The 11532-nt window shown below is 35.2% G+C and carries 11 protein-coding genes, 1 tRNA gene and 1 pseudogene; 8 read left to right on the top strand and 5 right to left on the bottom strand.

Annotated features, from left to right (window positions below):
* Positions 1-111: 111 nt before the first annotated feature.
* The 6 genes from gnd (at position 112) to CLORY_RS21465 (ending at position 5254) form a co-directional block, all read left to right on the top strand.
* A complete protein-coding gene (gene gnd, locus CLORY_RS21440; RefSeq protein WP_079428391.1) occupies positions 112-1020 on the top strand; it encodes a phosphogluconate dehydrogenase (NAD(+)-dependent, decarboxylating) in 909 nt (302 codons plus the stop codon).
* 26 nt (positions 1021-1046) lie between these two features.
* Complete coding sequence (gene zwf / locus CLORY_RS21445; RefSeq protein ID WP_079428393.1) at positions 1047-2531, top strand: glucose-6-phosphate dehydrogenase; 1485 nt, start codon at positions 1047-1049, stop codon at positions 2529-2531.
* A 17-nt stretch (positions 2532-2548) separates the two neighbouring features.
* Entirely contained in the window at positions 2549-3187 is a 639-nt protein-coding gene (locus CLORY_RS21450; RefSeq protein ID WP_079428395.1) for a cyclase family protein, read from the top strand.
* Positions 3188-3440: 253 nt separating this feature from the next.
* Positions 3441-3513, top strand: a tRNA-Thr gene (locus CLORY_RS21455).
* A 203-nt stretch (positions 3514-3716) separates the two neighbouring features.
* A complete protein-coding gene (locus tag CLORY_RS21460) occupies positions 3717-4208 on the top strand; it encodes a hypothetical protein (RefSeq protein WP_139376118.1) in 492 nt (163 codons plus the stop codon).
* Positions 4209-4318: 110 nt separating this feature from the next.
* Positions 4319-5254 (top strand): hypothetical protein, encoded by a 936-nt coding sequence (locus tag CLORY_RS21465; RefSeq protein WP_079428399.1) that lies wholly within the window; start codon positions 4319-4321, stop codon positions 5252-5254.
* 464 nt (positions 5255-5718) lie between these two features.
* On the opposite strand, the gene CLORY_RS21470 is transcribed toward CLORY_RS21465, so the two are convergent.
* Both CLORY_RS21470 and CLORY_RS21475 read right to left on the bottom strand, forming a co-directional pair.
* Complete coding sequence (locus tag CLORY_RS21470; RefSeq protein ID WP_079428401.1) at positions 5719-6066, bottom strand: VOC family protein; 348 nt, start codon at positions 6064-6066, stop codon at positions 5719-5721.
* A 132-nt stretch (positions 6067-6198) separates the two neighbouring features.
* Positions 6199-6465: pseudogene (locus CLORY_RS21475) on the bottom strand (DUF438 domain-containing protein); the annotation flags it as partial.
* Between the two features lie 126 nt (positions 6466-6591).
* On the opposite strand from CLORY_RS21475, the gene CLORY_RS21480 reads away from it, so the two are divergent.
* Positions 6592-7305, top strand: coding sequence for a Crp/Fnr family transcriptional regulator (locus CLORY_RS21480; RefSeq protein WP_079428403.1), 714 nt, complete (start codon positions 6592-6594; stop codon positions 7303-7305).
* Positions 7306-7382: 77 nt separating this feature from the next.
* Here the strand turns inward: CLORY_RS21480 and CLORY_RS21485 are convergent, their stop codons facing one another.
* The gene (locus CLORY_RS21485; protein ID WP_079428406.1) at positions 7383-8603 is read right to left on the bottom strand and encodes an FprA family A-type flavoprotein; all 1221 of its coding nucleotides are present in this window, start codon (positions 8601-8603) and stop codon (positions 7383-7385) included.
* Positions 8604-8793: 190 nt separating this feature from the next.
* Between CLORY_RS21485 and ric the strand changes: the two genes are divergently transcribed.
* The gene (ric, locus tag CLORY_RS21490; protein ID WP_079428407.1) at positions 8794-9513 is read left to right on the top strand and encodes an iron-sulfur cluster repair di-iron protein; all 720 of its coding nucleotides are present in this window, start codon (positions 8794-8796) and stop codon (positions 9511-9513) included.
* 51 nt (positions 9514-9564) lie between these two features.
* Here the strand turns inward: ric and CLORY_RS21495 are convergent, their stop codons facing one another.
* Together CLORY_RS21495 and CLORY_RS21500 are read right to left on the bottom strand one after the other, a co-directional pair.
* On the bottom strand, positions 9565-10521 hold the full coding sequence (locus CLORY_RS21495; RefSeq protein ID WP_079428409.1) for a transglutaminase domain-containing protein: 957 nt from the start codon (positions 10519-10521) through the stop codon (positions 9565-9567).
* Positions 10522-10539: 18 nt separating this feature from the next.
* Positions 10540-11382: a helix-turn-helix domain-containing protein gene (locus CLORY_RS21500; protein ID WP_079428411.1), complete on the bottom strand. Its 843-nt coding sequence runs from the start codon at positions 11380-11382 to the stop codon at positions 10540-10542.
* Positions 11383-11532: the final 150 nt, after the last annotated feature.

An 11532-nucleotide genomic window follows, 5' to 3' on the forward strand; every position in this document is an offset into this window, starting at 1 on the left:
ATATATAGATATTGACTATTGGAAGAAATAAGTGCATATTATAAGTAAGAACAATTATTCATTAGTACATATTATGTAATAAGAAATTGTTTTCGAAAAGGAGAATTAATTATGGAAATAGGGTTAATAGGATTAGGGAAAATGGGATATAATTTAGCACTTAATATGAGGGATCATGGTCATAATGTAATTGCTTTTAATAGAACGGCAGAGAAAGTGAAAAAAGCAGAAGAGGATGGATTAACAGGGACGTACAGCTTGGAGGAACTAGTACGGAAACTGCCTAAGCCTAGAATTATATGGCTTATGGTTCCAGCAGGCAGTGTAGTGGATGAAATGATAGAAAAACTTTCAACTATGGTAGATAAGGGTGATTTGATAATAGATGGAGGAAATTCTTTTTATAAGGATTCGTTAAGGCATTACGAATACCTAAAAGAGAAGGATATAAATTTTGCTGATGTGGGAACCAGCGGAGGAATAAGCGGAGCAAGGAATGGAGCATGTACCATGGCTGGAGCAGAGGAGGAGGTTTTTAAGATAATAGAGCCGCTGCTTAAGGATATAAGTGTAGAGAATGGTTATATTCACGCAGGAAAACCAGGTGCCGGCCATTTTGTTAAGATGGTTCACAACGGTATTGAATATGGAATGATGCAGGCAATTGGAGAAGGGTTTGAAATATTACAGAAAAGCAGTTTTGACCTTGACTATGAAAAGGTGGCAAAGGTATGGAATAATGGTTCTGTAATAAGAGGATGGCTTATGGAATTAGCAGAGAATGCTTTTAAACAGGATGAAAATTTGGATAAGATAAAGGGAGTCATGTATTCTTCTGGAGAAGGACTTTGGACAGTGCAAGAGGCTTTGGAGCTTAAAGTACCAGTGCCTGTAATTTCAAGTTCATTAATGATGAGGTACAGATCCGAAGAAGAGGATACTTTTACAGGCAAGGTTGTCGCAGCACTTAGAAATGGCTTTGGGGGTCATGCGGTTGCCAAGAATACAGAAACAAAATAGTTAGAAGGAAAATGCGAGGTGGCACAATGAATAAAGGAACAAAAATGCCATCAATAGTGGTTATATTTGGTGGTACCGGTGATTTAACCCACAGGAAACTTATGCCTTCTCTATATAATCTATTTCATCAGAGACAGCTCCCAGATAGTTTTGCTATAGTTTCTGTAGGAAGAAAAGATTTTAGTGATGAAGAATATAGAGAGCAAGTACGAATATCTATAGAAAAGTTTACAAGGTTTAAATTAACGGAAGATGTATGGAGCATAATGAGAGAAAGAATATATTATGTAAGGTTTAATTTTTCTGATGATGGCGGATATGTGAAACTAAAAAATATCTTGGAAGAGATGGATGATAAATATAATACAAATGGAAATAGAACCTACTATCTGGCAGTGTCACCTGAGTATTTTGCCGTTATAGTAGATAAACTTAAGCATCATGATATGGCCTTGAGTGAGAAAAGCATAAGAAGGCTGGTTATAGAAAAACCTTTTGGAAAGGACCTGAGTTCTGCAGAGGAATTAAATGATAAGATAACAAGGGTGTTTACTGAAGACAATGTATATAGAATAGATCATTATCTTGGTAAAGAGATGATTCAGAATATAATGGTGCTTAGGTTTTCAAACCCCATATTCGGGCATCTTTGGAATAATAATTATATAGATAATGTTCAGATAACTTCGAGTGAGACAGTAGGTGTTGAGAACAGAGGAGGGTATTATGAGAATGCAGGAGCACTGAAGGACATGATACAGAATCATCTGTTCCAGCTGCTAACGCTCATAGCTATGGAGGCACCAGTAAATCTAGATACTAAAAGCATAAGGGACGAGAAGATAAAGATATTAAAGGCTATAAAGCATGTAGATGAGGACTTTGTTCGTCATAATATGGTTAGGGGACAATATGGTCCTGGAGAAATCGGCATAAACAAGGTTAATGGCTATAGGCAAGAAGAGAAGGTGGCACCGGATTCTGATGTGGAGACATTTGTGGCTATGAAGGTTTTCGTTGATAATTTTAGATGGGCGGGAGTACCGTTTTACTTAAGAACTGGCAAGAGAATGAAGAATAAAACTACAGAGATAGTTATTCAATTTAAGGAACTGCCTAAAATACTTTATGCAAGAGAAAACAATCTTGTACCGAACCTTCTGATAATAAAGGTTCAGCCTATGGAAGGCGTAATATTTCAGTTTAATGCCAAAAAGCCTGGAACGGGAAATGAAATTGTGCCTGTAAAAATGGACTTTTGCCAGAACTGCCAGATGGAGAACAATTCTCCTGAAGCTTATGAAAGGCTTATATCAGATGTGTTAAAGGGCGATTCAACGCTATTTACAAGATGGGATGAAGTAGAGTATTCCTGGCGGTTTGTTGATAAAATCATATCTATATGGAAAAATAGTAAGGAGCAATTTCCTAATTACGTATCTGGAACTTGGGGACCAGAGGCTTCACAGGAGCTTTTGAGCAGAGACAACAGACAGTGGTGGGAAATTTAATTGAAGAGGTGATAACAATGAAGATTTATGATATATCTATGCTAATTCATGATGATATGCCAGTATATAACAATATAGAAGATAAGAAGACTAAGATACAGAATGTTGCCAATTACTCCAATGCAAGTCACTACGAGTCAAGAATCTATATGGATATACATTGCGGTACTCATTTTGACGCACCGCTGCATATGCTTGAAAATGGAGAAAGTATAGAGAAATTTGACTTATCGAAGGGGATAACTATCTGTAAGGTTTTTGATTTATCCAATGTAGAGGATTCGATTAAAAGACAGGACATAGAGCAATTAGATATTAAAGAAGGAGATTTTATTCTCTTTAAGACGAAGAATTCCCTTACAGAAACTTTTGAGGCTAATTTTATATTTGTAGAGAAAAATGCTGCAGAGTTTTTGATGAATAAAGGAGTAAAAGGAGTAGGTATAGATGGGCTTGGTATTGAACGAAGCCAGCCTGAACATGAGACTCATAAGCTGCTTTTGGGTAGTGGAATTGAGGTATTGGAGGGATTGAGACTAAAGGATATCAAGCAGGGAAGATACACACTTGTGGCACTGCCGCTTAAAATCAAAGGAACTGAAGGAGCACCAGCCAGAGCAGTGCTGCTGGAATATGACGAAGAGATAGTTAATTAGTAATATAGAATGATGAATTAAGAACGAAGTAAAGAACTTTTAGATATTTTTGTTGAGCATTAGATGAGAGTTTTCTTGCTTTAAGGAAGGACTTAGAGCAGGAAAGTCTTTTTTTTACGACGGGAAAGAGGCGCTATTTATTATAGTAGATAGATGTATAGCTGCTTAATAATTGATTTTATAACTTACAAAAGGTGTTGAAACATTTTAAATAAAGTAATATAATTATTAAGTCAATAATTTTATATTGCATGCTTCCATGGCGCAGCTGGTAGCGCAACTGATTCGTAATCAGTAGGTCAGCGGTTCGAATCCGCTTGGGAGCTTAGGAATACCAAGGGTTGAAGAAATTCAATGCTTGGTATTTTTGCGTTTTCACGGCAGATTGGCGACGATGAAGTGTAAAAGTCCACTTGAATAATAGAAATATGTACATATTTTTTTATTATTATTTGCAGTTATATAAATAGATTTATTAAGAGAGCTTGTACCTGACAGAATTTACATCTCTAGGATGCTGGGAAAAGAATTGTTAAATCAAATTATCCCTATTATTTCAGCTGCTGGAGTGTCTATAGCTATAGTCATGATAAAAGGTGTTGGTGATGCATCTATAAACAAGGAAATAGAATCAAAAATAGGTGCTTACAATTATGATTTTATAAAAACTGTAGGCTTGGATGTTTGGAACATAGTTGAGGAAAAATTCAGATTGAAAGAGGCAGTTGGAAAGTTTACTGATGAAAAAATAGCTGAGTTTAACAAGCTAATTAAAGAAAGGATATCTTCTATTTCTGATGAAGATATCGAGAAGGTACGCCAAGCAATAGTTGGCGAGGCTAATAAAGGTAAGAAAGAATTGTCTGAGGATATTACAGCTTTGCATGCAAATGTAACTAAACTAACCAATGATGATGCTTCTCTTGTTGCTGAAAATACATCCTTAAAACAAACAATATATAATATTCAAAACAGTGTTCAAACTGTAAGCACTACAACTCAAAGTACACCAGGGGTTTAATCTCCAGGTTCTTTTTTATGCCTAAAAAACAATATATTCCATTAATTTAATAAAACGAGATAACGATAATATGGAAGTATTAAACTTTAATTACAAAGGAAACAGATATTATGAAGAAAAAATTATCAATTTTATTAGCAGTTTTAGTTGTATTTATATTCGGTAGCGTTACAACTACATTTGCGAAAACAAAGACGAGCACAAAACAGAATAAAAAGGTAGCTAGAGTAGAAGCTATCTACAATAGATACGATAATACCGATAGTAAAATAATATATACTGGAGATTGGGGTTCGGAAAGTAATTGGAAGTGGTATAATAACTCTATACAGTATGCCAAATCAGAAAATGCAAGCGTTAGCTTTGGATTCTATGGCACATCTTTTAAAGTAATTTCTGATTGTGAGAATGATAGACCTAACAATATTTCTATATCAATAGATAATAGTCCCAATTCAACATTTTCTGAATATAGTTCTTCTGAAAACCAAAATGTATCGGTATATGAAAAAGATGGATTGACTTTAGGAATTCATATTGTTACTATAACTTGCAGCGACGATAATTGGACTATAGATGCTGTTGATATAGATACTTCGGGGTATTTGGTTAAGTTGGCTGCAGGAATATCACTAAATAAAACGATCGATTCATTAAGCCTAAATGGCTCGAATTCAACAGATACGTTAGTAGCATCAGTTGGAACTGGAACAGCGACAATAATGGCCACAATTAAAGGAACAAAGTTAAGTGCTACATGTGTAGTTACAGTAACAGATGACAATCCAACTCCAACACCAGTAGGCAACAGAGCAACCCTAATAATCAACATGGTAAACGGAGATAGAAAAGAATATGATTTGTCAGCATCTGAACTATCTGCTTTTCTAAAATGGTATGATGATAGATCTAAAGGTACAGCAATAGCATATTATACATTTACACTTCCATCAACTGGACCATACTTAACTAAGAAAGATTACATAGCATTTGACAAGATAGACGATTATCAGGTAAGAGAATATAATTCCACTACTGGTAACTAAAGAAATACCTAAGGTGCACAACCATAGGATTATTTTTATACTGCTCCAGCAGATTAAAAAGCCCGGTGTCAAGTCTGGCTATATATAAATCCAAGGATTCATATTTTAAATTATTGCCATGGATACAATTTTTACTAAGGTCAATTAATTTATAAACGTAGAATTTTCAATATGTAAGAGGTCATTTGTAAGAATTGATGTTGATAAACCAGATAATGTCTACATATGATTTGAACGTGGGGGAAATACCATCAATATTGGGGTAACAAAACCAAATGGAACAAGCAAGACATATACAATAGTTATAACCAGAAAAGAATCTCCCGTACTTCTTTTACTATATCAAAAAGATTTGTTTTTAGGAGACCTGACTGGTTCAGCTTAATGAAAATTTATCTTTTAGCACTATGAGTTAAGTTAATATATAGCTTTATAAGAAGGATAGATAAAAGGCTTTTAACCTGTTATTTGGGGAAGCTCCTGAAATATACATGATTTCCATCAGGATCGCAAAAGTGCATATTCCTTGCTCCCCATGGCTGAACTTTGGGTTTATTTATGATATTCACACCTAAGCTCAACAACCTGATATATTCCTCATCTACATCATCAACAGTAAAAGCTAAACTTATGTTTTGGTTCTGATTGTTTTTTATACTTCCATTATTATATACCGTTAATGTTGTGCCTTCAGTAATAATAGTCTGATGAATTTCATCTTTGCATTCAGAGGAAATCTTTAATATCTTTCTATAAAAATCTGCAATTTTAATTACATCATTTGTTTCTAAACAAACCTCTCCTAATTTCATTTTTCACTCCTTTAACATATACAATAGATTTTCCTGATTATAGTATAGATTATCAGACATTTGGAAACAAGATGATAAAAATACTTCAATCATTGGTGAAAACAATCTTCCATGCATAAAAAGGTCAGGATTTTCATTGTAGCTCTTCTGTTTTTGGATTGTGACATTTAACGCTTCTAGTTCAGTCAAAAACTCTTTTATCTTTTCATGTTCAACAATAAGAGTATCAAGCATATGGCCTGGTTCAATCTTCTTTTTTAATTTTACCAATTCATCACTTAGGACTTCCATATGGATATCGCACAGATTTCTAAGTTCCTGTGGGTTCATGCCATGTTCTATAAGGCGCTGCTCAGCGATGGATAGTTCTATTGGGTCAATGTTTGCAACTATATTTAATGTGATTCAAATCAAATTTTACGTCATTTTAAAAACTTTTGTGGCAAAATACTTATGTAGCTTATAAATATGCTTAAGTTCAAACTGTTATAATTATTGCATGATGTTAAGAGAGGATGAAGCAGAATGTCGCAATGTAGCAAGGATTGTTTCAAATGTACAGGAAAGTATTGCGTATCGAAGGTTTATATATTTTCAACTTTGCAGCCGGAAATCTTCAAAAAGATTTCCGATATAATTGTTACAAGAAAGTATAGGAAAGGCCAGGTTATATTTTTTGAGGGGGATGTTGAGGAAAAGCTTTATATAGTAAATCAGGGAAAAATAAAGGTTTTTAGGTATAATCGAGAAGGTCGCGAACAGATACTATATATATTATCTGAAGGGGAATTCATAGGGGATATGAGCCTGCTGAAGAAGGGCAGTTTTCAGTTCAATGCTGAAGCACTTGAAGATGCTGTGATATGTACAATTGCCAAGGATGATTTTGATAAAATAGTTACAAAGAATCCTGAGATAATCCTAAAGATACTTGAAGTGCTTCATGACAGGCTTAAGAATCTGGAGGACCTTATACAGAACCTGAGTACAAAGGATGTAGAGGCTAGAATAGCTTCCATGCTGCTAGGGTTCGCTCAGGATTTTGGAGTGGAAGGTGATGAAGGTATAATTATAGATTTGCCCTTAAGCAGAGAAGAGATGGCGAATTACATAGGAGTTACCAGGGAAACAATAAGCAGAAAGCTAACGTCACTCCAGGAAGAGGATGCCATCAAATTGGTAGGAACTAAAAAACTGATAATAAATAACAAAGCATACTTTCAAAATATTTTAGAATAACTTTGGCATATTAAGCTATGAAGAAAGACTGCACATATCGCTATGCCGCAGTCCTCTCATTTCTACATATTGTACAGTTAGGCAATAAACTCTGCAGCCAATTTGCCAGCATTGATTGCAGCGGCTTTTTCATCCTCTCCATAGAATTTGATTCTTAATGGTAGGTGAATATCATTTGCTCCTGTAGTTTTTATGACTCTGGCAGAATCCAGAAGTTCTATATTGCTCTTCTTTAGGTAATCATTTATTATCTCAATGGATTCTCCGCTCCAGCCGTAGGAGCCAAAGACGAAGCCATATTTGCTTGAAAGATCCATAGAAACTATTTCTTTCAAGTAGTCTTCGATGTTTCCTATCATATCACCATATTTGGTGGAACTTCCAATTATAATTAGCTGGCTTTTTGCTGCCATTTCCTTAACTGTATCAATGGAAGAACTTTTTGCATTTACTATGCTTGTCTCTATTCCTGATTCTGTGAGACCTTCATAAATGTCATTTGCAATCTTTCCTGTGTTACCTGTCATGGAACTGTATAGTATAAGAGCTTTTTTATTAGACGTATCCTTCTTGCTCATAATGTCATACAGGTCGACAAACTTTTTGGCATTATCCCTTAATATGAAGCCATGGGATGGAGCTATAGTGTTTATCTCTATGGTCTTTAATTTTGCAAGCATTTCTCTAACGTAGGGCCTATGAGGACTCATGATAAGCTGATAGTATACTTTGAAGTCCTCTGTAATATCCACCTTAGCCAAGTCATTGAACAATTCATAGGTTGCCAAATGAGTGCTGAATATATCACAAGGGTACAGTATTTTATCTTCAATGCAGTATGTCATCATGGTTTCCTCTGTATGAAGATATGGAACCTCGAAGAATTTCAATGTCTTTCCACCAATGTCCAAAGTTTCTCCATCCTTGATTATATGATACTCTTTGTTATGAAGTTTGAACATGCCGTTTAGAAGTTCTTTAGCCCTTTCCGTTGTGACAATTACAGCATTTTTAGCTTTGCTCATCAGAGCTGGAAGCGCACCTGCATGATCCGGTTCTACATGATTTATAACCACATACTTTAAAGTACTTAAATCAAAATTTTCTGAAAGCTTTTTAACGAATTCAACTCCGAAGGAAATATCTACAGTATCTATAAGTGTAGGTTTTTCAGTTTCTAAAAGATATGAATTATATGTTGTTCCTTTTTCTAGTATTAATCTGTGAAAGGGTACTGGTCTGTCATCTACCTTACCAACCCAAAAGTTTTTTTCAGCTATTTGTATTTTATTATCCATAATTATTTCTCCTTTTCAAAAGTATTATACGGTCAAGACTCTGCTGCACCGCTCATGATCTGATTATATGCTGCATTGAATTTTTCAACTATGATGTCAATCAAATTAAAATTTGATTTGAATCACAGAATTATTGGGGACTTTTAGGGTAATGTATAGTTAAAAATAATTAATATGGAGGTTTTAGAATATGGATAATATGTTTAATAAAAATCAAAAAATCGGAGAGATTGCTGCTAAGTTCCCTAGAGCCATGGAGACGTTTAAAAAACATAAAATAGATTTTTGCTGTGGAGGAGACAGACAATTAACAGAGGCTGTCAAAGAGCAAAATCTTAATGCCGATGAAATAATATCCGAAATAAATGAAGACTATAATAAATATGTAACGGAAGAAGTAAAGGACAAGAATTGGGCCTCAGAAAACTATTCAAAACTTATCGAGCATGTGATAAATACTCATCATGCTTATCTAAATGAAACACTACCTCGTTTGAGCGAACTTACAACGAAAATACTGAGAGTTCACGGGGCAAACCATTCCGAGCTCTCCAAGGTTCATAAACTCTTGCACAGCTTGAAAATGGAACTTGATCAGCATCTTATAAAAGAAGAGGAAATCGTGTTTCCACTGGTAGTTGAATACGAAAAAACAGGGAATAAAGAGATATTGAGTAAGGCAGTGGAAAACATTAAGGAACTGGAAGAGGAGCATGAGGGTGCAGGAGCAATACTGAAGGAATTAAGAGAGATTACAAAGAATTATGCCGTTCCTCAGGATGCCTGCAACAGTTATAGAATGACCTACAAGCTCCTTGAGAAGGTAGAAGATGATACCTTTAGGCATATTCATCTCGAAAACAACATTATATTTCCAAGGTTATTTGAGGAAGCAAATAATTTTAAATAAATATACTCATTGAATAGGTCAGCAGGTCGGAACTTGTTATAAACAAGTTCCCTATCTCGAAATTATCTCATCAGGCACAGTCAAATCCTTGTTTGTTAAGTAGGCTTCTCGTATTTTATAGAAATTTGTGTCTACATCAGTTGTAAGGTCGGCTATTTTATCTAAGAGTGATAACTCCTCATCGGTTAGCTCGCTGTCTTTTGCATAAACAAGATGCCAGGGTTTCCAATCAAGTCCTTTACAAATTCTAACAAGGTATGGAACTGTCTCGACTTTATTTAGAGCAGCAAAGTCACGAAGCAGCTGTCCGCGTATGAACCAGAGACCGAATAATGAATCAATCCCCCATTCAGGTCTAATAGGGCTGCTTATTCCGAAATGCTCCGGATTTTCATTACCTTCACGGCATAACTTCCATGCTTCTCCTGCCGTAATAAATTCATCGCATTTAAGGTCATATGGATTAAACTGCTGAATTCTGTTCATTTTATTTTTTATATCATTGCCTTTGAGCGCCCAGTTAATAACTGAGCTTTGCTGAAGTGGATCGAGCTGAGGGTCACACCTTAGCCATTGATCACCATTCCAATATTCGCATATCCAGTGATCTTCATATATGCCGTTCCATCCGAAGTAAAGTGCAAAGCCGCATCTGCTTCGGGCAGGTATTTTTTTAGCTCTGAGAAAGGCGCACATTAAAGTGGCAAATTCTCGGCAGCAGGCTATTACGCGGTCACGCGGATGACGTGGAATTGCAAGGTTGCTGCCATCTATTTCAAGTATCTTATCAAGCAAATCTTCCATATATGCTGTTTTTTGAGAATACTCATGGTTTTCATTATAGCTTTCGCCGTAGTCTCCAACCCATGAGTCATGAACAATCAATCCCTGAACTACCTGATAAATTGCAGTTGGGTTATTTGTTAACCAATCTGTAAAGGTTTTATATTTATCAAGGTTTGTTATTGCTCCAGGCTTGCTATAGTACTCTAACACTTCAGAAAACATAAAAATTACCTCCTAAATCTATTTAATTGGTATTAATAACTTAAAGGTGTAGATATCCGGATCTTGAAAAGTGTCTTCATAAACCTCAAGATCATCATAATCATCTATTTCATATTCAAGACTCTTTGCGTAGTCAACTGTACTGGTGTACGCATCTGGTGTGTTGATAAAGTTGGGAACACTTGCTTGGAAGAAACTTTGAGCTCTTATTATTCTTTTTGACATGCCTAATGGTACTTCAGCTGCACAGTCTACGCCTATGGCAGCCATGTATCTGAATTGACCATTGTGGCAGGTTTCATTTTCGCAAATTCCATACATTACCATTGGAATTGAAGGCCGTTTTATTTCATCAACACGTGATAAAAAAGCACCCCATAATCTGCCTATCGCTCCATCACTGTCCCACTGTTTTGCGTTACACTCCATGCCAATAACGGAAAAGCTATTCATGGTTAATATACTAAAGGACATCTGATGTTCATTTATATCGGAATTACTATTGATTATATCTAATCTTTTTAGCGGAGGAGGTTGTACACTACTGTGGCGGTATTTATTAGGAGATACTCCATATATTCTTGTGAAGGCACGGGTAAATACATCATGCGATTCAAAGCCATATTCAAAAGCGATATGACTTATAGGTTTATTACTTTCTACTAAAGCCTTTGCTGCAAAGGCTATTCTTCGTCTCAATATGTATTTTCCGACTGTATCGCCAGTAAGCTTTTTAAATAATCGATAAAAATGTGGTACAGAAAATCCTGCTTCTCGAGAAATATCATAAAGGCTGATATCCTCAAAAATGTTGCTTTCAATATAGTCTAAGGCTCTTTGAAGATTATTACTTTTAGGCATTATATCATCTCCATAAAATAATGGTTAGTGTAAAGTTTTTTACACTACTCTTTTAAAAATTTCTTTATATATCAAGGGTTGTAGAGTTTTTTTGTATAAAAAAACAATGACCCCCAATTTCATGTTATAATTGAAGTTCCTACGCCACAA

Origin of the sequence: Clostridium oryzae, assembly GCF_002029235.1 — a bacterium.
Classification (GTDB): Bacteria; Bacillota; Clostridia; order Clostridiales; family Clostridiaceae; genus Clostridium_AE; species Clostridium_AE oryzae.

Coding starts and splice junctions, on each gene's coding strand:
- gnd (WP_079428391.1), top strand. CDS start 112: ATGGAAATAGGGTTAATAGGATTAGGGAAAATGGGATATAATTTAGCA.
- zwf (WP_079428393.1), top strand. CDS start 1,047: ATGAATAAAGGAACAAAAATGCCATCAATAGTGGTTATATTTGGTGGT.
- CLORY_RS21450 (WP_079428395.1), top strand. CDS start 2,549: ATGAAGATTTATGATATATCTATGCTAATTCATGATGATATGCCAGTA.
- CLORY_RS21465 (WP_079428399.1), top strand. CDS start 4,319: ATGAAGAAAAAATTATCAATTTTATTAGCAGTTTTAGTTGTATTTATA.
- CLORY_RS21470 (WP_079428401.1), bottom strand. CDS start 6,066: ATGAAATTAGGAGAGGTTTGTTTAGAAACAAATGATGTAATTAAAATT.
- CLORY_RS21480 (WP_079428403.1), top strand. CDS start 6,592: ATGTCGCAATGTAGCAAGGATTGTTTCAAATGTACAGGAAAGTATTGC.
- CLORY_RS21485 (WP_079428406.1), bottom strand. CDS start 8,603: ATGGATAATAAAATACAAATAGCTGAAAAAAACTTTTGGGTTGGTAAG.
- ric (WP_079428407.1), top strand. CDS start 8,794: ATGGATAATATGTTTAATAAAAATCAAAAAATCGGAGAGATTGCTGCT.
- CLORY_RS21495 (WP_079428409.1), bottom strand. CDS start 10,521: ATGTTTTCTGAAGTGTTAGAGTACTATAGCAAGCCTGGAGCAATAACA.
- CLORY_RS21500 (WP_079428411.1), bottom strand. CDS start 11,382: ATGCCTAAAAGTAATAATCTTCAAAGAGCCTTAGACTATATTGAAAGC.